Source organism: Streptacidiphilus albus JL83 (assembly GCF_000744705.1).
In the GTDB taxonomy this organism is placed as follows: domain Bacteria; phylum Actinomycetota; class Actinomycetes; order Streptomycetales; family Streptomycetaceae; genus Streptacidiphilus; species Streptacidiphilus albus.
Genome location: NZ_JQML01000001.1, coordinates 834,012 through 854,695, shown reverse-complemented (window position 1 = coordinate 854,695; position 20,684 = coordinate 834,012). Strand labels below are relative to the sequence as shown.

General features: G+C 75.0%; 18 protein-coding genes. 13 read left to right on the top strand and 5 right to left on the bottom strand.

Annotation, left to right across the window (positions count from 1 at the left end; translation table 11 throughout):
* Positions 1 to 440 precede the first annotated feature (440 nt).
* The 4 genes from BS75_RS52080 to BS75_RS03870 all read left to right on the top strand — a co-directional run bounded on the left by BS75_RS52080 (position 441) and on the right by BS75_RS03870 (position 8,284).
* Positions 441 to 2,279, top strand: coding sequence for a KR domain-containing protein (locus tag BS75_RS52080; protein WP_369405867.1), 1,839 nt, complete (start codon positions 441 to 443; stop codon positions 2,277 to 2,279).
* Positions 2,272 to 6,210 (top strand): type I polyketide synthase, encoded by a 3,939-nt coding sequence (locus BS75_RS03880; RefSeq protein WP_034092359.1) that lies wholly within the window; start codon positions 2,272 to 2,274, stop codon positions 6,208 to 6,210. The genes BS75_RS52080 and BS75_RS03880 overlap by 8 nt, the downstream gene beginning before the upstream one ends.
* A 119-nt stretch (positions 6,211 to 6,329) precedes the next feature.
* The gene (gene ccrA / locus BS75_RS03875; RefSeq protein WP_081983198.1) at positions 6,330 to 7,550 is read left to right on the top strand and encodes a crotonyl-CoA carboxylase/reductase; all 1,221 of its coding nucleotides are present in this window, start codon (positions 6,330 to 6,332) and stop codon (positions 7,548 to 7,550) included.
* 125 nt (positions 7,551 to 7,675) lie between these two features.
* On the top strand, positions 7,676 to 8,284 hold the full coding sequence (locus tag BS75_RS03870; protein WP_034087187.1) for a hypothetical protein: 609 nt from the start codon (positions 7,676 to 7,678) through the stop codon (positions 8,282 to 8,284).
* A 24-nt stretch (positions 8,285 to 8,308) separates the two neighbouring features.
* Here BS75_RS03870 and BS75_RS03865 read toward each other — a convergent pair whose 3' ends face one another.
* The 4 genes from BS75_RS03865 to BS75_RS03850 form a co-directional block, all read right to left on the bottom strand.
* Entirely contained in the window at positions 8,309 to 9,205 is an 897-nt protein-coding gene (locus BS75_RS03865) for an oxidoreductase (RefSeq protein ID WP_034087186.1), read from the bottom strand.
* A gap of 202 nt (positions 9,206 to 9,407) precedes the next feature.
* A complete protein-coding gene (locus BS75_RS03860; RefSeq protein WP_052069152.1) occupies positions 9,408 to 10,127 on the bottom strand; it encodes a 4'-phosphopantetheinyl transferase family protein in 720 nt (239 codons plus the stop codon).
* Entirely contained in the window at positions 10,120 to 11,658 is a 1,539-nt protein-coding gene (locus tag BS75_RS03855) for a class I adenylate-forming enzyme family protein (RefSeq protein ID WP_034087185.1), read from the bottom strand. Before BS75_RS03855 ends, BS75_RS03860 begins: the two co-directional genes overlap by 8 nt.
* Positions 11,658 to 11,906 (bottom strand): acyl carrier protein, encoded by a 249-nt coding sequence (locus tag BS75_RS03850; protein ID WP_034087184.1) that lies wholly within the window; start codon positions 11,904 to 11,906, stop codon positions 11,658 to 11,660. Before BS75_RS03850 ends, BS75_RS03855 begins: the two co-directional genes overlap by 1 nt.
* Before the next feature lie 354 nt (positions 11,907 to 12,260).
* Between BS75_RS03850 and paaA the strand changes: the two genes are divergently transcribed.
* From paaA to kynU, 9 genes are all read left to right on the top strand, one after another.
* Positions 12,261 to 13,376 (top strand): 1,2-phenylacetyl-CoA epoxidase subunit PaaA, encoded by a 1,116-nt coding sequence (gene paaA, locus BS75_RS03845; protein WP_081982081.1) that lies wholly within the window; start codon positions 12,261 to 12,263, stop codon positions 13,374 to 13,376.
* Positions 13,373 to 13,738 carry a 1,2-phenylacetyl-CoA epoxidase subunit PaaB gene (gene paaB / locus BS75_RS03840; protein ID WP_042438087.1) on the top strand — a complete coding sequence of 122 codons (366 nt, stop codon included), beginning with the start codon at positions 13,373 to 13,375 and terminating at the stop codon, positions 13,736 to 13,738. The genes paaA and paaB overlap by 4 nt, the downstream gene beginning before the upstream one ends.
* A complete protein-coding gene (gene paaC / locus BS75_RS03835) occupies positions 13,728 to 14,534 on the top strand; it encodes a 1,2-phenylacetyl-CoA epoxidase subunit PaaC (RefSeq protein WP_174515054.1) in 807 nt (268 codons plus the stop codon). Before paaB ends, paaC begins: the two co-directional genes overlap by 11 nt.
* Positions 14,531 to 15,046 carry a 1,2-phenylacetyl-CoA epoxidase subunit PaaD gene (paaD, locus tag BS75_RS03830; RefSeq protein ID WP_197091896.1) on the top strand — a complete coding sequence of 172 codons (516 nt, stop codon included), beginning with the start codon at positions 14,531 to 14,533 and terminating at the stop codon, positions 15,044 to 15,046. The genes paaC and paaD overlap by 4 nt, the downstream gene beginning before the upstream one ends.
* A gap of 9 nt (positions 15,047 to 15,055) precedes the next feature.
* Positions 15,056 to 16,198, top strand: coding sequence for a 2Fe-2S iron-sulfur cluster-binding protein (locus tag BS75_RS03825; RefSeq protein WP_034087183.1), 1,143 nt, complete (start codon positions 15,056 to 15,058; stop codon positions 16,196 to 16,198).
* A gap of 78 nt (positions 16,199 to 16,276) precedes the next feature.
* The gene (locus BS75_RS03820; RefSeq protein ID WP_034087182.1) at positions 16,277 to 17,059 is read left to right on the top strand and encodes an SDR family oxidoreductase; all 783 of its coding nucleotides are present in this window, start codon (positions 16,277 to 16,279) and stop codon (positions 17,057 to 17,059) included.
* A gap of 84 nt (positions 17,060 to 17,143) precedes the next feature.
* Positions 17,144 to 18,001 (top strand): tryptophan 2,3-dioxygenase, encoded by an 858-nt coding sequence (locus BS75_RS03815; protein WP_042438084.1) that lies wholly within the window; start codon positions 17,144 to 17,146, stop codon positions 17,999 to 18,001.
* Complete coding sequence (locus BS75_RS03810; protein ID WP_231607670.1) at positions 17,994 to 18,848, top strand: alpha/beta hydrolase family protein; 855 nt, start codon at positions 17,994 to 17,996, stop codon at positions 18,846 to 18,848. Before BS75_RS03815 ends, BS75_RS03810 begins: the two co-directional genes overlap by 8 nt.
* Positions 18,849 to 18,914: 66 nt before the next feature.
* Complete coding sequence (kynU, locus tag BS75_RS03805; RefSeq protein WP_034092350.1) at positions 18,915 to 20,156, top strand: kynureninase; 1,242 nt, start codon at positions 18,915 to 18,917, stop codon at positions 20,154 to 20,156.
* A 6-nt stretch (positions 20,157 to 20,162) separates the two neighbouring features.
* Here kynU and BS75_RS03800 read toward each other — a convergent pair whose 3' ends face one another.
* Complete coding sequence (locus BS75_RS03800; protein ID WP_034087181.1) at positions 20,163 to 20,654, bottom strand: FBP domain-containing protein; 492 nt, start codon at positions 20,652 to 20,654, stop codon at positions 20,163 to 20,165.
* Positions 20,655 to 20,684 lie beyond the last annotated feature (30 nt).

The following is a 20,684-nucleotide window of genomic DNA, read 5'->3' as shown; positions in this document are numbered from 1 at the left end:
TGCTGCTGGTGGACGCGGGGACCATCCCCAAGACCGAGATCGGCAAGATCCAGCGGACCCAGCTGCGGAAGCGGTTCGAGGCGGGCGAGTTCGACGCCCTCGCCCGGGCCTCCGAGGCGCTGCTCGGCACCGCGCCCGGCGTGCCCGACTGGTTCCTGCGCCCGGTCTGGCAGCGCGCCGAGCGCAGCCACGTCCCGGCCGGCCCAGGCACCCGGGCGCTGGTCCTGGCCGGCCGCGACCCCGCCACCGCCGACCTCGCCGAGGCGGTCGCCCGCAGGTTCCGCGCGACCGGCGGCCTGTGCACCGTGGTGACCACCGGGGGGCCGGAGTTCGACCGGCAGGACGCGGCCCGCTACCGGCTGCGCGGCCTCCGGACCGAGGACTACACCCTGCTGCTCGACCGGCTCGACGCCGAGGGCCGGTCGCCGGACACCGTGCTGATGCTGGGCGCGCTCGCTCCGGCGGCGGGCGAACCGCTCGGCGGCGAACCGCAGAGCGTCGCGGCGCTGCTGGCCGCCCAGGCCGACGGCGCCGAGGCCCTGCTCTGCCTGGGCCGGGCGCTGGCCGTGCGCCCCGGCCGGCCGCTGGCGCTGCGCTTCGCCACCGCCGGCGGCTGCCGGGTGCTCCCCGACGACCGGCCCGACTGCACCCACGGCGCGGCGCCCGGGCTGCTGCGCAGCCTCGCCGAGGAGCTGCCCTGGCTGCGCGCCGCGCACCTGGACCTCCCGCCCGGCACGGGCACCGAGGAGAGTGCGGCGCTGCTGGCCGCCGAGGCCGCGGGCCCGGTGACCGACCCGGACGTGGCCTTCCGCGAGGGCGGCCGCTGGGTACGGCAGTTGGCCCCGCTGCCGGACGAGCCGCCGTCCGACACGCCGGGCTCCGCAGCGCCGCTGCCCTCGCAGGCCGAGGGCTTCCTGCTGGTGACCGGCGGGATCAGCGGGGTGGCCGGCCGGCTGGCCGAGCACCTGCTGGACACGCCCGGCACCAGGCTGCTGCTGGTCGGCCGCACCCCCCTGCCGAGCGAGGACAGCTGGGCCAAGCACATCGCCGAGGGCGGCCCGCTGGGGCAGCGGATCGAGACCTACCAGCGGCTGCTGGCCCGGGGCGAGGTCCGCTACGAGTCCGTCGACGTCACCGACCCGGAGCGGCTGCGGGAGGCCGTGGACCGGGCGGCGCGCGGCTGGTCGGCGCCGCTGACCGGGATCCTGCACCTGGCCGGCCACTTCGAGCAGCGGGCCGTGGCGGAGCTGGGGCTGGAGGACTGGCGCGCCGCGCTGGCCGCCAAGCTGGTGGGCGGCTGGAACCTGCACCGGCTCGCCCGGGAGCGCTCGGTCCGGACGTTCGTCTCCTTCTCCTCGGTGAACGGCTGCTTCGGCGGCTCGATGAGCGCGGCCTACGCGGCCGGCAACTCCTTCCTGGACGGCCTCGCCGCGCACCAGCGCGGCAGCGGGATGGACGCCCAGGCGCTGGCCTGGAGCATCTGGGAGGCGCTGGGCACCAGCAGTGGCTTCGGCCTGGCCGCGCTGGCCGAGGCCAGGGGCTACCGGGTGCTGGACCCCACGCTGGGCCTGCGCTCCTTCGACCTGGCCCGGACGGTGGACGAGCCGCAGCTGCTGATCGGGGTCGACCGCACCGCGCCCTGGGTGCGCAGCCATCTGCCGGGCCCGGCCGGGCCGGTGCACCGGCTCGCCGGGCAGGTGCTGCTGGCGGACGGCGCCGATCTCGGCGCCCTCGTCCCGGCCGCCGCCGAGCGGGCCCGCGCGGTCGGGGCCGGGGACGGCTGGGTGCTGCGCGCCGTCGGTTCGGTCGACCTCGCCGCAGCGGGTGTTCCGGAGGTCCCCACCGGCGCCGAAGACAGACTCCGGTCGCTGGAGCGGACCCTGTCCGAGATCTGGTGCCGGGTGCTGGAACGCGACCGGGTCGGCGTCGAGGAGAACTTCTTCGACCTCGGCGGCCACTCGCTGCTGCTGGTCCGCGCCCAGGGTGCGGTCAACGCCGAACTGGGCTGCGAGCTGAGCGTGGTGGACCTGTTCAGCCACCCCAATGTCCGCGCCCTCGCCCGGCACCTGGCGACGGTGCTGCCGGACCCGCGCCCGGAACCGGATCCGAGCCGGGACCCGGACCGGGACCCGAGCCGGGACCCGGACCCCGCACCGACGCCGGGCGGGCGGGAGCGGGCCCGGGAGCGGGCCGAACGCCAGCGCGCCGCCCGCAGCTCGCGCCGTCCCGCACGGCCGACCCGCCCCACCGAGCAGGAGGACCGGCGACACGATGGCTGAGCCGACACACATCCCGGAGGACCCGACGACGCCCGAAGGAGCCGTCGCCGTCATCGGCATGGCCGCCCGCTTTCCCGGCGCCGACAGCGTCGACGAGTTCTGGGAGAACCTCGCCGCCGGACGGGAGTCCGTCCGGCCGGTCGGCGAGGCCGAGTACCTCGCGGCCGGGGGCGACCCGGCCGAGCTGGACGCCCCCGACCTGGTCCGGATGGTCTCCGCGATCGACGGCATCGACCTCTTCGACGCGGACTTCTTCGGCTACCCGCCGGCCGAGGCCGCCGTGGTCGACCCGCAGCAGCGGCTGCTGCTGGAGTGCGCCTACCACGCGCTGGAGGACGCCGGATACGCCGGCGACCGGGGCGAGTTGCAGGTGGGGGTGTACGCCGGGGCGGGGGACAGCCGCTACTACCCGGCCCATGTCCACCCCCGGTTCGCCGGGCAGGGCGGCACGGTCGGGCTGGTGCACGCCGCCACCGCCAACTCGCTGGGCACGCTGGCCACCCGGATCTCCTACGAACTCGGCCTGACCGGCCCGAGCCTGTCGCTGCAGACGGCCTGCTCGACCGCGCTGGTCGCGATCCACACCGCCTGCCAGGACCTGCTGAACCAGCAGTGCGACCTGGCGCTGGCGGGCGCCGTCTCGCTGAACCCGAGCGCCGCCCTCGGCTACCGCTACGTGCCCGACGGGCCGTTCTCCCCGGACGGCCGCTGCCGGGCCTTCGCCGCCGACGCGGCCGGGACCTCCTCCGGCGACGGGCTGGGGATGGTGGTGCTCAAGCGGCTGGAGGACGCCCTCGCCGACGGTGACCGGATCCGGGCCGTGGTCCGGGGCACCGCCGTCAACAACGACGGCCGCCGCAAGGTCGGCTTCACCGCCCCCAGCACCGAGGGCCAGACCGAGGTGATCCTGGCCGCCCAGGCGGTGGCCGGCCTGGACGCGGAGGCCATCGGCCTCGTGGAGGCGCACGGCACCGCTACCCGGATCGGCGACCCGATCGAGGTCGGGGCGCTGACCCGGGCCTTCCGGGAGACCACCGACCGCACCGGCTTCTGCGCACTGGGCTCGGTCAAGACCAACATCGGCCACCTGGGCGCCGCCGCGGGCATCGCCGGCTTCGTCAAGGCGGTGCTGGCGCTGGAGCACCGGCAGATCCCGCCGAGCCTGCACTTCGACCGGCCCAACCCGCTGATCGACTTCGCCGCCGGGCCGTTCCGGGTCCCCACCTCGCTGGAGGAGTGGGCCCCCGGACCGCACCCGCGCACCGCCGCCGTCAGCGCCTTCGGGGTCGGCGGCACCAATGCCCACGTCATCGTCGAGGAGGCCCCGGCCACCGCCGCCGAACCGCGCCCCGCCGAGCCACGCCCCGCCGAACCGCTGCAGCCGGGGCAACCGCGGCAGCCCGCCTGGCAGGTGCTGCCGCTGTCGGCCCGCACTCCCGGTGCGCTGGCCGGCCAGGCCCGGAACCTGGCCCGGCTGCTGACCGACCGTCCGGAGCTCGACCTCGCCGATGTCGCCGCCGCGCTCCGGCACGACCGGCCCACGCTGGCCCACCGGAGCGCCGTCGCGGTCGGGACCACCGCCCAGGCCGCGCTGGCCCTGGCCCAGCCGCTGCCCTGGGCCGAGCAGGCGGTGGACGGGCACGCCCTGCCGGTCGCCTTCCTGTTCTCCGGCGGCGGCACCCAGTACCCCGGGATGGGGGCCGGGCTGTACCGCGAACTCCCGGTCTACCGCGACGCCTTCGACCGGTGCGCGGACATCCTGCGCCCGGTCCTCGGCCGCGACCTGCACACCGCCCTCGACGACCGGAGCGAGCCGGTCGGTACCGACATCTTCCTGGCCCTGGTCGCCACCGAATACGCGCTGGCCACCGCGCTGATGGCGCAGGGCGTCCGGCCGACCGCCCTGATCGGCCACTCGCTGGGCGAGTACACCGCCGCCTGCCTGGCCGGGGTGCTGACCCTGGAGGAGATGCTGCCGCTGGTCGCCGAGCGGGTCCGGCTGATCGCCTCGGCCGGCGGCGCCACCACCGGAGTCGTCCTGGGCGAGGCCGAGTTGGGCCGCTACCTGACGCCCGAGCTGTCGCTGTCCGCCGTCAACGGACCGGCGGCCTGCACCGTCGCCGGTCGCGAGGGCGCCGTCACCGAGCTGGAGCGCCGACTGCTCGCCGACGGCGTCTCCTTCCGTCGGCTGCGGATGCCGGCCGCCGCGCACTCGCACGTCCTGGAGCCGGTGCTGCCCGCCTTCGAGGCCTGCCTGCGCAGGGTCAGACTGCACCCGCCGCAGATCCCCTACGTCACCAACGTCACCGGCACCTGGGTCACCGACGACCAGGCCACCAGCGTCGACCACTGGCTGGACCACACCCGGCACACCGTCCGCTTCGCCGACGGCGCGGCGGCCCTGGGGGAGCGCGGCACCCCGCTGCTGGTCGAGATCGGCCCCGGGGACAGCCTCGCCAAGCTGGCCGCCGTCCAGCTGACCACCGGCCGGCCGACCGCCTCGCGCCCGGCCCAGGACGCCGTCCGGACCGTGCCCACCATGCGGCACGCCCGGGCCGACAGCCCCGACGGGCAGGTCTTCGCCCAGGCCCTGGGCCGGCTCTGGGCGGCCGGGGCCGACGTCGACCTCGCCGCCTCCGGCAGCACCGTCGGCGGCGAACCGGGAGCGCGCCGCCGGGTCCCGCTGCCGGGCTACGCCTTCGACCGCCGCCGCCACTGGATCGACGCGCCGACCGCCAGGCCGACGCAGCCGCTCCCGACTGATCCGGCCGCGGCGGCCGGTCCGGCTCCCGCGGCCGCCTCCGGCCGGGCCCCGCGTCCGCACCTGGCGGTGGCCTTCACCGCGCCGCGCAGCGCGGCCGAGCGCCGGGTCGCCGACCTCTGGGAGGAGGCCCTCGGCATCGAGGGCATCGGCGTCGAGGACAACTACTTCGACCTCGGCGGCGACTCGATGCGCGCCGTGCTGCTGGCCGGACGGCTGCGCTCGGCCGCGATCCTGGACGTGCCCGCCGCGGCCTTCCTCAGCACGCCGACCATCGCCGGGCTGCTGGCCCGGGCCGCGCGCGGCGGCGCGGACGGCGAGGAGGCGTTCGCCCCGCTGCTCCCGCTGCGCGCCGAGGGCGACCAGCGCCCGCTGTTCTGCGTCCATCCCGGCGCCGGCATCGCCTGGCGCTACACCGGGCTGCTCCCGCACCTCGGCCCCCGGCAGCCGGTCTACGGCATCCAGGCCCACGGCCTCGACGGACGGCACCCGCCGGCCGCCGACGCCAAGGAGATGACCGACTCCTACCTGGCGCTCCTCCGCGAGGTCCAACCCGAGGGTCCGTACCGGCTGTTGGGCTGGTCCTACGGCGGCTTCGTGGCGCAGGCCATGGCCACCGCGCTCCAGCGCCGGGGCGAGGAGGTCGAGCTGCTGGCACTGCTGGACGCCCCGCTGATGTCCGGCCGGTCCGGCTCCGCCGAGGAGACGGAGCGTCAGGTCGCCGCGCTGCTGGTGCGGCTGGCCGGGCTCGACCCCGAGGGCGGGGCCGCGACCGTCGACGACGTGCTGCGGCAGCTCGCGGAGGACGCCGGACCGGGGTCAGGACCCTCGGCGGTCAGCCGCGCGGAAGCGGCCGCCATCGCCCGGGTGATGCGCAACAACCTGGCCATCGCTCCCGGCTTCGCTCCGGAGCTCTACCGGGGCGACGCACTGTTCTTCAGCGCCGCCGCCGAGCCGTCCGGCCCGGACCCGGACCCGGACCCCGGCTCCGACGCCTCCGCGAGCGACCCCTCGCTCGCGCCGGGAAAGGCCGACGCCTGGCGCCCGTACATCGCGGGCACCCTCACCGACCACCCCGTCCCCTGCGGCCACTACCAGATGACCGAGCCGGAGCCGATGGCCCGGATCGGCGCCGTCCTGGCGGCGGCGCTGCGCCCCGCCCTCGGCTGAGCGCAGCCGCCTCCTCCGGGCACCCACACCACACACCTACGCACCATCAGGAGTCCCCCGTGAGCGCAGACCTCTACGAACTCGGCGACGCACCCCCGTTGGGTGAGGTCCCCAAGCGGATGTACGCCTCCGTCATCCGGCCCGAACGCTACGGCCGACCCGTCGACGCCTTCCGGACCGAGGTGGTGGACGTCCCGACGCCCGGCCGCGGCCAGGTGCTGATCAACGTGATGGCGGCAGGCGTCAACTACAACAACGTCTGGGCCGCGCTGGGCGACCCGCTCGACGTGGTCGCCGCCCGCCGGAAGCGCGGCGCGGTGGAGGACTTCCACATCGGCGGCTCCGACGCCTCGGGGATCGTCTGGGCCGTCGGCGAGGACGTGCGCGGGGTGGCCGTCGGCGACGAGGTGGTGGTGCTCGGCGTGATGTGGGACGAGTCCGCCGAGGACATCCGGCTGGGCGCGGACCCGTGCACCTCGTCCTCGCAGACGGTCTACGGCTACGAGGAGAACTACGGCTCCTTCGCCCAGTTCACGGTGGTCGACGCCTACCAGTGCCACCCCAAGCCGGCCCGGCTGTCCTGGGCCGAGGCGGCCTGCTACATGGCCACCGGGGCGACCGCGTACCGGCAGCTGTTCGGCTGGCACCCGCACACGGTGCGGCCCGGCGACCCGGTGCTGATCTGGGGCGGCGCGGGCGGCCTGGGCTGCATGGCGATCCAGCTGGTGCGCCAGGCCGGGGGGATCCCGGTCGCGGTGGTGTCCAGCGACGAACGCGGCGAGTACTGCGTCCGGCTGGGCGCCAAGGGCTATGTGAACCGCAACGACTTCGACCACTGGGGCCGGCTGCCCGACACCGCCGACGACCGGGCCATGGCCCGGTGGCTCGCCGGGGCCCGCGCGTTCGGACGGGCCTTCTGGGAGGTGCTCGGCGAACGCCGGGCACCGAAGGTCGTCCTGGAGCACTCCGGCGCCGCCACCGTCCCCACCTCGATGTACCTCTGCGACAGCGCCGGGATGGTGGTCATCTGCGGTGGCACCACCGGCTACAACGGCGACGTCGACCTGCGGTTCCTGTGGATGCGGCAGAAGCGGCTCCAGGGCTCGCACGTCGCCAGCGCGCGCGAGGCCAGGGAGGTGACCACCCTGATCGGCCAGGGCCTGGTCGACCCCTGCCTGTCGCTGACCCTCGGCTTCGAGGACATCGGTACGGCGCACCAGCTGATGCACGACAACGAACACCCGGCCGGCAACATGGCCGTCCTGGTCAACGCCCCCGCCCAGCCCGGTGCGGGCGCTCAGCCTCGGACCACGGAGGTGCTCCGGCCGACCGGGTCCTGACGCCACCCGTGCTCGACGAGGTCGCACGGCGCCGTCGCGGACGCCCTCAGGCGCGAGCGACGGCCAGGGGCACCGGGCCTGTGTGCGAAATGCAGGATGTCGTCGAACACCAGTATTGTGCGGCCATGGCCCTGACACCTGATGAGTTCTACGCCCACGCCTGTACCGTCGCGGATGGTGAGCAACGCCTTCCGCTGGCCCGGATGACGGGGTGGGACATCAGTCCGTTCGAGGCGGACGGGCTGCGCGTCGCGCCGCTGCGCCCCCCGGTCCTGCCCGAACCGGCGCGGCACGGCGAGGATCCGTCGGACTGCGGCCCGTGCCGCAGCCGGGACGAGGGGATCTGGCTGGACGACCACTGGCGGCTCACCCGGATCACCGGGGTCGGCGTGCCGCTGGTGCTGATGCTGCACCCGCGCGACCACTTCGACCTGGCGGATCTGCCCGACGACCTGGCGGCCGAACTGGGGGTGCTGACCACGCACATCGCCCGCCACGTGCAGGCGCTGCCGCACATCGCGCGGGCCCACGTCCACCGCATCGGAGACGGCGCCGCCCATCTGCACATCTGGTTCTTCGCCCGCCCCGAGGGGCAGGCCCAGCTGTACGGGTCGTGGCTGCCCGTCTGGGACGACCTGCTGCCGGAGTACCCGGCGGAGCTGGCCGAGGCGGACGCGGCGATCGTGGCGGACGCGCTGGTCGCCTCCTACGGAGGCCGTCGGCCGACGCGGTAGGGGTACGGGCAGGCGAGCAGCGGCTCAGGCCGGTTGCGCTGCGGACAGGGCCGTCAGCTCCGCCTCGGTGAGCCGCAGCGCGCCTGCGGCCAGATTCTCGACCAGGTGGTCCTGGCTGCCGGTCCCGGGGATGGGCAGCACGTGGTCGCCGCGCTGCAGCGTCCAGGCCAGTCGGACCTGGGCGGGGGACGCGCCGTGCGCGCGGGCGACGTCGAGGACCCGGCGGTTCTCGGCGCCGGCGGCGCCCGCCTCGTGCTCGCCGCCGGCGATGGAGAAGAACGGCACGAACGCGATGCCCGCCGCGCCGCAGTGCTCCACCAACTCCTCGTCGCCGCGGCCGTCGATTCCGTAGCGGTTCTGCACACACACCACCGGTGCGACGGACTGTGCCTCGACGAGTTGGTGCAGCCGGACGCCGGAGACCCCGAGGTGCCGGACCAGCCCGGCCTCGCGCAGCTCGGCCAGGGCCCCGAAGTGCTCCGCGACGGAGTCCTGGCCCCGCATCACGCGCAGGTTGACCAGGTCGAGGTGGTCGCGGCCGAGCTGGCGCAGGTTCTCCTCGACCTGGCCGCGCAGTTGGTCGGGCCGGGCCGGGGCGGCCCACTCGCCCGAGGCGTCCCGGGCCGGGCCGACCTTGGTGGCGATGACGAGGTCGTCCGGGTACGGCGACAGCGCCGAGTTGATCAGCTCATTGGCGGAGCGGAGCTGCGAGAAGTAGAACGCGGCGGTGTCGATGTGGTTGACGCCGAGGTCCACCGCGCGCCGCAGCACCGCCAGGGCCTGGCCGCGGTCGCTGGGGGTGCCCCGGTGGAAGACGGCGCTACCGGTCAGGCGCATGGCGCCGAAGCCGATCCGGTTGACCCTCATGTCGCCGAGGAGCCAGGTGCCCGCCAGTGAGGCGGAAGTCGTCGCTGCGGTCATGTCGCCAGGTCCCTCTCGAAGGATCGTCACTGCCCGTGCGGTGGTGCGGTCATGGACTATGCACCGCTGACGACCTGCGACGAAAGGTGCGAGGTCTGGGAGGAATGTCATAGCGGACGGGGGAACTCCGAGGCCGCTGCGGAGGTTGGTACTGGTGTCAGGTCGAGCCCGCCGGCGCACGCGGACCGCGGGAGCCTGCCGCTCAACCGGGCACTGCGGTCCAGGTGAAGACACCCAGGGCGGTGGGGTGCACATGGACGTGGACGGCGGCGCTGGGGTGCCGCCTCGACCGGACGCGGAGGCCGCCGGGGACGGGCGCGGCGGTCAGGTCGAGCAGGAGGCTCGGGGCCCGGTCGCCGGGGAGCAGCGCCGAGAATGCCTTGAAGGCCGCCTCCTTGGCGGAGAACGTGGCCAGCAGGTCGCGTTCGGCGGTGGCGGGGTCGGCCACGGTGCGCAGCCGGGCGCGTTCGCCGGGGCCCAGGACCAGGTGGGCGGCGGCCAGCGGCAGGGCGTGCAGTTCGAGGTCGCAGCCCAGGGCGCGCAGCCGGGGCCCGGGACCGGCCAGGGCCACGGCCAGCCCGCCGGAGTGGCTGATCGAGGCGGCGCAGCCCTCCGGCAGCAGCGGCCGTCTGCCGTCCCGCAGGACCTCGGCCGGCGGCAGGCCCGCCGTCGCCATCGCGCGGTGCAGCGCCCGGCGTCCGGCCAGGAACTCGCGGCGCCGGGTCGGGTGCATCGGCGCCGCCAGGGCCGCTTCGCCGGGAGCCGGGCGGGGTGCGGCCGGTTCGTCGACGCGGGCGAGGCCCAGGGCTGCGCCGAGCGCGGCCAGCCGGGGTGCCAGCGCCGTCAGCTCCGCCAGCACCCGCTCGGCCAGTACCCGCTCCGTCAGCACCCGCTCGGCCTGGGCCGGTCCGGCATCAGCCACGCAGCAGTTTCTTGAGGATCTTTCCGGCCGGGTTGCGCGGCACCTCGTCGATGAACTCGATCCGCCGGGGGCGCTTGTAGGGGGCCAGCAGCTCCGCCAGGTGGCGCTGCAACTCGACTGCGGTGGTGCCCTCCTGAGCCGCGACGTAGGCCAGCGGCACCTCGCCGTAGTCGGCGTCGGGGATGCCCAGCACCGCCGCGTCGCGCACCGCCGGGTGCGAGCGCAGCGCGCGTTCGACCTCCGAGGGGTAGACGTTCTGGCCGGCCCGGATGATCAGGTCCTTGCTGCGGTCGACCAGGTGGATGTAGCCCTCGCGGTCGATGAAGCCGAGGTCGCCGGTGCGGATCCAGCCGTCCTTGGTGGTGATCTCGGCGGTGGCCTCGGCGTTGCCCCAGTAGCCGCGCATCTGTCCGGGACCCCGGACGCAGATCTCGCCGATGGCGTCGGGGCCCAACTCGCGGTCCTGCGGGTCGAGGGCGCGGGCGGACATGCCGGGGATCACCCGCCCGGCCGGGAGCGACTCCGGCAGCCGGTCGGCCAGCGGGTGCTCGTCCGGGCCCAGGGTCACGAACGGGCCGCCCACCTCGGTCATCCCGTACACCTGGCGGAACCCGCAGTCGAGCCGCCGCAGTGCGTCGGCGTAGATGTCCATCGGCATCGGCGCCGCGCCGTAGAGGATCTCGCGCAGGGTGGAGAGGTCGGTCCGTTCCGAGGCCTTGGCGTGCAGCAGGAAGCGCAGCATCTGCGGGACCAGCCAGAGGTGGGTGGCGCGGTTGGCCTCGATCGCCTCCAGCGCGCCCTGCGGGGTGAAGCCGGGCAGCAGCACGACGGTCGCGCCCGCCGCCATGTACGTCAGCGAGACGACCATGCTGCCGTGGTAGAGCGGGCAGCAGTTGACCAGGACCATGTCGTCCGTGGGTGCGGCCACGGCGAGCCAGCCGAGCGCGATCGCCCGGAAGGAGGCGTGGTCGACGGTGACGCCCTTGGCCAGCCCGGTGGTTGCCGAGGTGTGCAGGATCGCGGCCGGGGCGTCGTCGGGGACGGTGTCGGGGACCTCGCCGAAGCCGACGTCGGGGAGGCCGGGGACGCCGGGGACGTGGCCGGGGCCGCTCCGGGCCGTGGGTTCCGCGTCGCGGCCCAGGGCCGCGAAGGCCGGGTCCTCCAGCGAGATCCGCCAGCGCACGGGCAGCTCCGGGTGCCGGGCCAGCAGTTCGTCCTCGCCGACCACCGCGACCGCGCCCGAGCGCTCCACCGCCCCGGCCACCTCGGCCGGGGTGAGGCTGTGGTTCAGCGGGACGAACAGCGCGCCGATCCTGGCCAGCGCGAAGTAGGTCTCCAGCACCTCGATCCGGTCCAGCGAGAGCACCGCGACCCGGTCGCCCGAGCGGATCCCGACGGCGGCCAGGCCGTGGGCCAGCTCCAGGGTCCGGTCGTGGAGCTGGGACCAGGTCAGCGAGCGCCGGTGGTCCACCAGGGCGGTGCGGTCAGGGAAGCACTGGCGGTTGCGCAGCAGCAGTTGCGTCAGCCACATCAGCGGGCCTCGGTGCCGGTGCCGGTGCCGCGAGCCGCCAGGAAGCGCTCGTAGTCGGCGATGGTGGTGAGGCCCTCCAGGTCCTCGGCGGAGACCTCCTGGCCGGTGCGCTCCTCGATCAGCAGGACCAGCCGGACCAGGTCCCCCGAGTCCATGCCACTGGCGCTGAGGTCCTCGTCGTCACCGACACCGTCGGCGAACTCCGGTGTCCCGGTCAGCTCGACGAGCATCGTCCTGATCGCGCTCATGGCCCAACCCTTCTCGGCGCGTCCTGGCCGCGCCCCTCGCGAGCCCGCCCCGGAACGGGCGCGAACCCCGGCACTGACGGCCGAATTGACGGACTACCGAGGAGAGAGGAGGCAAAGGCGCCGGACACTCCGCCTCCCCCCTGTGACGCTCATCACGTAGCACCGGGGATCGCGGCGGGTGGACCGCGACTCTTCTCCTGTGGAAGGCGCTGCCACCCCGGCAGTCGCCGACGGAGGGGTGGACCCAGGTGCTGCCAATGATCCGCAGGGCCGCCGCGTCGCGCCCTGCCGGCCGACCGTCGATCGGTCGGCCGCCGGCAGGCAGGCCGCCGCGCACGGAGCGGGGGCCGTTCCGTGCCCTTTGAGACGAGCACGCCCGAGGCCGGGACCGGCGCCGGGGCCGGTGCCGAGACCGGCGTCGGGGTCGGGCCGACCGGACCCAACGGGCATGCGGGGCTGCAGGAGTACTTCGACGCCGTGCTCGCCGCCGGTGAGCAGATCGAGCCGCGCGACTGGATGCCGGACGGCTACCGCAGGATGATGATCCGTCAGATAGCCCAGCACGCCCACTCCGAGATCATCGGGATGCAGCCCGAGGGCGCCTGGATCACCCGTGCCCCCTCGCTGCACCGCAAGGCGAGCCTGCTGGCCAAGGTCCAGGACGAGGCCGGGCACGGGCTCTACCTCTACGCGGCGGCGGAGACCCTCGGCGTGGAGCGCGACGAACTGCTGGACGCCCTGCACCGGGGCCAGCAGAACTATGCCGCGACCTTCGACCACCCCGCGCTCACCTGGGCCGACACCGGAGCCATCGCCTGGCTGACGGACGGTGCCGCCGTGGTCAACCAGGTCCCGCTGTGCCGGACCTCCTACGGTCCCTACGCCCGCGCCATGCGCCGGGTCTGCCAGGAGGAGGCGTTCCACGTCCGCCAGGGCTACGACGTACTGCACGCGCTCTGCCAAGGGACGCCCGCCCAGCGGGAGATGGCGCAGGACGCCGTCGACCGCTGGTGGCTCCCGGCGGTGGCGCTGATGTTCGGCCCACCGGACACCGCCGCCGGGGGCAGCGACGAGCGGGGCGCGGCCATGGGCGCCGCGATGTCGCGGCGCGCCATGCTGTGGGGCGTCAAGCGGCACACCAACGACGAGCTGCGGCAGCGCTTCGTCGACAACTGCGTGCCGCAGGCCGAGCGGCTGGGCCTCACCCTGCCCGATCCCGCGATCGCCTGGAACCCGGAACGCGGGCACTACGACTTCGGCCCGGTCGACTGGGAGCTGTACCGCGCCGCGCTCGGCGACGACTCCCGGACCGGACGGCAACGGCGGGCGCACCGGCTGGCCGCGCACCGAGACGGCGCCTGGGTCCGCGAGGCCGTCGACGCCTACGCGGCGGCGGAGGCCGCCGAAGCGGAACAGGCCGCCGGGGCAGCACCGGCCGACGGCGCGGACGAGGGGAGTCGGGTCGGATGAGCAGCTCACCGCCGGTCCGGCGGCCGACCCCCTGGGAGGTCTTCGTCCGGCCGCGCCGGGGCCTGGCCCATCAGCACGTGGGCTCCGTGCACGGCGCGGACGCCGCGATGGCGCTGGCCAACGCCCGTGACCTGTACACCCGGCGCGGCGACCCGGCCTCGCTCTGGGTGGTGCGCAGCGACGCCGTCCACGCCACCTCGCCGAGCGAGAAGGACCCCTTCTTCAGCAACGCGGCCGGCAAGCCCTACCGCTACCCGGAGCACTATGTGGCACTCAACGCCGACGGGCGCGCGGAAGGGCACGCGGACGCGGACGGCGGCGGCGATGTCCCGGCCCCGGGGGAGGGCAGCCATGACGGCTGACCGCAACCCGACCGCGAACCCGACCGCGACCGTGGCACCGACCCGCGACCCGGACCTGGCCGGGTACGCGCTGGCGCTCGGCGACGACGCCCTCGTCCTCAGCCAGCGGCTCTGCGGCTGGGTGACCCGGGCGCCCACCATCGAGGAGGACCTCGCGCTCGCCAACATCGCCCTCGACCTGCTCGGCCACGCCCGCACCCTGCTCACCCGGAGCGGGCAGTTGGACGGCACCGGGCGCAGCGAGGACGACCTCGCCTACGGGCGGAGCGTCCGTGCCTTCCGCAACTGCCTGCTGGTGGAGCTGCCGAACGGGGACTTCGGGCAGACCGTCGCCCGGCAGCTGCTCTGGGCGCACTACAGCACCCTGCTCCACCGTGCCCTGGCGGAGACCTCCGACGAGGTGCTGGCCGGACTCGGCGCGCACGCGGCCCTGGAGTCCGAGTACCACCGGATGCACGCCGACCAGTGGACGGTGCGGCTGGGCCGGGGCACCGCCGAGAGCCGCCGCCGGATGCAGGCCGGGCTCGACCTGGTCTGGCCCTACGCGGCGGAACTGTTCGAGACCGACGACCGGGTCCGGCGGCTGGACGCGGCGGGTTCGGCGGTCGCGCCCGAACGGCTGCGCTCGGACTGGGCGCTGGGGGTGGCCGAGGTGCTGGACCGGGCCCGGCTGACCCCGCCCGGCCCCGACCGGCCCGCCACCGGCGGCCGTTCGGGACGGCACACCGAGGCGCTGGAGCCGCTGCTGGCCGAGTTCCGATCGGTACGGCTGCAGTATCCCGGGGGCAACTGGTGACCGAGCCCACGCCACTGCCACTGTCGCTAGCACTGCCGCTGTCGCAGGTCCGGGCGCGGGTCGGTGCTCTGCCCGACCCCGAACTGCCCGTGCTCACCCTGGACGACCTGGGCATCGTGCGAGCCGTGGAGCGCGCCGCCGACGGCCGGTTGGAGGTGCTGATCACGCCCACCCGCCTCGGCTGCCCCGCGCTGACGGTGATCGAGTCCGAGATCCTGGCGGTGCTGGAGGTGTCCGGCCACCCCGGCGGACGGGTGCGGCAGGTGCTCCGGCCGGCCTGGAGCAGCGACTGGATCAGTGAGGAGGGCCGCAGCCGACTCGTCGAGCACGGCATCGCGCCCCCCGGTCCGGCCGACGCGCCGCCGACCCTGCGGCTGGGCACCGGTGTGCCCTGCCCGCACTGCGGCTCCTCGGCCACCAGGCCGCAGAGTCCGTTCGGGGCGACCCGCTGCCAGTCCGTCCTGGTCTGCACCGCCTGCCGGGAGACCTTCGCCCAGTTGAAGGCGGTGTGACGGATACTCATGACCACGACCGCTGCCACTCCTGCCGCCGTCCCCGCCGAGGGACGGCCGCGCCGGACCGGCTGGTACCCGCTGCGGGTCAGCCGCACCGAGCCGGTCGGCGACCGGGCCACGGCGATCACCCTGGACCTCCCGGACCGGCTGGCCGAGACCTTCGCCCACCGTCCCGGGCAGCACGTTCTCGTCCGCTCGCACCAGGCCGGGCGCGAACTGCGGCGCAGCTACTCCGTCTGCCTGCCGCCGGGGGAGCGCCGGGGCCTGCGGCTGGTGGTCAAGTACCTGGGCCCCGGGGGCTTCGCCGAGTACGCCACGACCGCGCTGGCCGTCGGCGACCTGCTCGAAGTCTCGCCGCCCACCGGCCACTTCACCCTGGTCGAGGAGGCGGGCGCGCACCATGTGCTGATCGGCGGGGGCAGCGGTGTCACCCCGCTGCTCAGCATCGCCGCCGCCGCCCTGCGCGCGGACCCGGGCTGCCGGGTCTCGCTCGTCTGCGCCAACCGCAGCGCACGCTCGGTGCTGCTGGCCGACGAGCTCTCAGACCTCAAGGACGCCCATGTCGGCCGGTTCTCGGTGCTGCACGTGCTGTCCCGGGAGGCCAGGGAGAGCGACCTGCTGAGCGGCCGGATCGACGGCGCCCGGCTGCCCGCCCTGCTGGCGCTGCTCGGCGTCGAGCCCGGGGACCGCGCCCAGTACTACCTGTGCGGGCCGTTGGGACTGGTGGAACTCGCCCGGGACTCACTGGAACGCTGGGGCGCCGACCCGGCCCGGGTCCGCTTCGAGCTGTTCTCCACCACCGGCGCCTCCGCCTCCGCCTCCGCCGCCCCGGGCCCGGCCCGGCAGCCGCCCCCCGCCGGGCGGACCGGCGGGGTCCTGGTCTCCGCGCGTCTCGACGGTCGTACCAGCACCGTGGAGCTGCGCCCGGAGGACCGGGTGGTGCTGGACGCGCTGCTGCGCGTCCGGCCGGAGACCCCCTACTCCTGTCGCGACGGACTCTGCGGCAGCTGCCGGGCCAGGGTGCTCCTCGGCGCGGTCACCATGGACCGTCAGTACGCCCTGGACGCGGCCGAGTTGGCCGCCGGCTACACCCTGGCCTGTCGCGCCGGACCGGCGTCCGACCGGATCGACCTGGACTTCGACGCCTGACCGCCCGCCCCGACCGCCTCCCTCTCCCCGTCCCTCTCCGCCCCCGTCCCTCCCCCCGACCGCAGGAGCCAGCAACCCATGACCAGCACCGCAGAACTCCAGGACCGCACCGCCCTGGTGACCGGCGGCAGCCGGGGCATCGGCCGGGCCGTCGCCCAACGGCTGGCCGGCCTGGGCGCCCTGGTCGCCGTCCACTACGGCCACGACCGGGCCGCCGCCGAGGAGACCGTCGCCGGGATCACCGCCGACGGCGGACGGGCCTTCGCGGTCCAGGCCCGACTCGGCGTGCCCGGGGACGCGGAGGCGCTCTGGTCGGCCTTCGACAAGGGCCTGGTGGACGCGGGCGGTCGGCCCGGCGTCGACATCCTGGTCAACAACGCCGGGATCACCCTGCCGAAGCGGATCGCCGACGTGACCGAGGAGGAGTACGACCACCTCTTCGCGGTCAACGTCAAGGCGCCGTTCTTCCTGATCAAGTACGGCCTGGACCGGCTTCGGGACGGGGGCCGGATCATCAACATCTCCTCCGGGGTCACCCGGATCGCGGTCCCGCACATCGGCGCCTACGCGATGACCAAGGGCGCCCTCGACACCCTCACCCTCACCCTGGCGCAGCAGCTCGGCCCGCGCGGGATCACCGTGAACGCGGTCGCGCCCGGTTTCACCTTCACCGAGATCAACCCGACCCTGAACGACCCCCGGGTGCTGGCCGCCGCTGCGGCGGCCTCGGCCTTCAACCGGGTCGGCCGTCCCGCCGACATCGCCGACGTGGTGGCCTTCGTCGCCGGGGACGGCGCCCGCTGGATCACCGGCCAGTGCCTGGACGCCACCGGCGGCGCCCACCTCGGGCTGCCGGACTGACCGGCGCGCGCCCGGCTCCGGCCACCGCACCGTCAGCCGTCCCCGGCCCGACCGGGCCGGACCCGTCCGAACCTACGGAGTGCCATGCCCGACCTTCAGCCCCAGGACGAGCCCGACCTCGACGCCGGCTCCGAGGGGTGCCCCTTCCTCCAGTTCGACGGGCCGACGCCGTACGAGGACTACGTCCACGCCTCCCTCCTCGGCTCGCTCCAACGGCCGCTGACCAACGACCCGAACGAGCCGGCCTTCCTGGTCACCACCCAGGTGATGGAGCTCTGGTTCCACCTGATCGTCCATGAGTGGCGGACCGCCAGGGACGCCTTCGCCAAGGACGACTTCGACGCGGCGCTGGACGCCCTGGCGCGGAGCTGCCGCAGCCACCGTGCGCTGAACGGCTGCTGGGCCCCGATCGCCGCGCTGACGCCGGCTCAGTTCAACGGCTTCCGTGCCGCGTTCGGCAACGCGTCCGGCTTCCAGTCCACCTCCTACCGGCACCTGGAGTTCCTGCTCGGCGACAAGAGCCGGAGCATGGTCAACGCGCACCGGGGGGACCCGGCCGTCCACGCCGAACTGGAGCAGGCGCTGAGCAGCCCGTCGCTCTACGACGAGGTGCTCGGCTACCTGCAGCGCCGAGGGCTGCCGGTGCCGGAGCAGGTGCTCCGGCGCGACCTGACCCTCGGCTACCGGCCCGACCCGGGGGTCGAGGAGGCCTGGCGGCTGGTCTACGCCGGGCCGCAGCACGATCCGCTGGTGCGACTGGCCGAGCTGCTCACCGAGGTGGCCGAGCTGGTGCTGCGCTGGCGCGGCGACCATGTGCTGGCCACCCGCCGTGCCATGGGCGCCAGGTCCGGCAGCGGCGGCACGGCCGGCCTCGCCTGGCTGGAGAAGCGGTCGGTGCGCCCGGTGTTCCCCGAACTCTGGACGGCCCGCAGCCATGCCTGACACCCGCAGTTCCGAGACCCGCAGTTCCGAGACCCGCAGGTCGCCCTCGCCCGGGGCACTGGAGGAGGAGCGCCGCGTCCTCAGCCTGAAGCCGGTGCTGGCACCCCGGCACCACCGCTACGGCCCGCACCCCCAGCAGGTCTACGACCTCTGGCCGGCCGTCGACGGCGACGGCGCCGAGGCCCCGATGGTGGTGCTGCTGCACGGCGGGTACTGGCGCTACGACCGGATGCATCTGACGCCCTACGCCGCCCATCTGGCACAGCAGGGCTTCACCGTGGTGCTGCCCGGCTTCCGCCGCTCGGGCGGCGCCGGCGGCTACCCCGAGACCTTCGACGACATCGCCCTGGCCGTCGACACCATCCCGGCCGGGCGGCCCTACACCCTGGCCGGCCACTGTTCCGGCGGCCACCTCGCGCTCTGGGCCGCCGCCCGCGCGCTGCTGCCCGAGGACTCGCCCTGGCACACCCGCAGCCTGCCGACCGCCGTGCTGGCGCTCGCGCCGGTGACCGACCTCGCCGCCACTGTCCGGGCCGACCTCAGCAACGGCGCGGCCCTCCAACTGCTGGGCGGGGCCGACCAGGTGGCGTCCCGGTTGCCGCTGGTCGACCCGCTCACCCTGCTGCGCGAGCACGGCAGCACGGGGGTCCGCACGGTGCTGCTGCACGGCGCCGAGGACGAGGAGGTGCCGCTCGCCCAGTTCTCCGACTACGCGGCGGCCCACCGGGACGCCGAGCTGCTGGTCCTGCCCGGCACCGGCCACTACACCCTGATCGAGCCCGGTTCCCCGGCCTCCCGGGAGATCGTCGCCACCCTGGCCCGGCTGGCCGCGCCACCCTCCCGGTAGGAGCCCGACGTGCGCACTCCTGTCCCCGGCCCCTCGGCCGCCCGCACCCCCGAGGCCTCCGGAACCCTGGAAGCCCTCGAACGGCGGGCGGAGGAGCTCGACGCCGCCGACCCGCTGGCTGACCTGCGGCGGCGGTTCCTGCTGCCGGACGGGCTGGTCTACCTGGACGGCAACTCGCTCGGCGCGCTGCCGGCCGCCGTGCCGCCCGCGATGGCGGACGTGGTGCAGCGGCAGTGGGGCAGCGGGCTGGTCCGCTCCTGGAACGAGGAGGCGTGGTGGGCGGCGCCGCTGCGGGTGGGCGACCGGATCGGCCGACTCCTCGGCGCCGCCCCGGGGCAGACCGTCGCCGGGGACTCCACCAGCGTCCAGCTGTTCAACGCCCTCTGCGCCGCCGCCAGGATGCGGCCGGGACGGCCGCTGCTGCTGACCGACCCCGGGCAGTTCCCCAGCGACCGGTACCTGGCCGAGTCGGTCGCCCGGCTGTTCGGCCTCCGGGTCGGGTACGTCCCGCCCGCCGAGCTGCCGGACTTCCTGCGGACGCACGGCGAAGGCGTGGCGGTGGCGGCCTACAGCCCGGTCGACTACCGGACCGGCGAGCTCTTCGACGTCCCGGCCGTCACCCGGGCGGTGCGGGCCGCCGGGGCGCTGATGCTGTGGGACCTCTGCCATGCGGCGGGCGCCGTGCCGCTCCGGCTCGACGAGTGGGGCGTCGACCTCGCCGTCGGCTGCGGCTACAAGTTCCTCTCCGGCGGCCCCGGCGCCCCGGCGTTCCTCTATGTCGCCGGCCGTCACCAGGAGTCCTTCGACCACCCGTTGACCGGTTGGAACGGCCACGCCGACCCCTTCGGCCCGACGGCCGGCTACACCCCGGCCGAGGGCATCGGCCGGGCCCGGATCGGCACGCCGCCGATGCTGTCGCTGCTGGCCCTGGAGGCCGCGCTGACCGCCTTCGACGGCGTCGACCTGGACCGGGTCCGTGCCAAGAGCCTGTCGCTGACCGGCTTCCTGATCGACTGCGCCGACACCTTGCCGGGCGGGCTCGGCTTCAGCCTGGTCACCCCGCGCGAGCCGGACCGGCGCGGCAGCCAGGTCGCGCTGCGCCATCCCGAGGCCTACGCCGTCGTCCAGGCGCTGGCCGAGCACGGCGTCGTCGGCGACATGCGCGCACCCGACCTGCTGCGCTTCGGGGTCAACGCCCTGTACCTGACCCACCGGGAGCTGTGGCTGGCGATGACCCTGCTCCGCGACCTGACGACCGCCCAGGAGCACCGGGCCCCCCGCCACCAGCAGCGGGCGACCGTCACCTGAGGCTGATCAGGCGGTCACCTTGCCGATGAAGGCGGCGACGTTGGCCACGGTCCGCCGGACCTTCTCCTCCAGGGTGAGCGACTCCGGGAGCCGCGCGCCGACGCCCGCGTCCTTCGCGCCCCGCACGTACAGCGAGCAGGCGAGGTCGCTGCAGATGTAGGCGCCGACCGAGTTGCCCTGCCGTCCGGCCTTGCCCGCCTTCGGCGCGACCATCAGCGAGACGCCGCCGGTGTGGGCGGTCAGGCACATCGAGCAGAGGCTGCGCCGGGTCTGCCAGGAGGCGGCGCTCGGGCAGCGCAGCGCCAGGCCGGTCGGCCGGCCGTCCAGCTCGGTGACCAGGTAGGCGCGGTCGGGGGCCTGGGGGTCCCGCCAGCCCAGGAAGTCCAGGTCGGGCCAGGGCCGGTCGGCCAGGTCGCGCGGGACGGAGAGCCGCTTCGCCTCACCCATGGTGCAGTTGACGAAGGCGGCACGTATCTCTGGTTCGGTCAGCGGGTTCATGGAGATCAGGCTAAATTGGCTATAGGTATT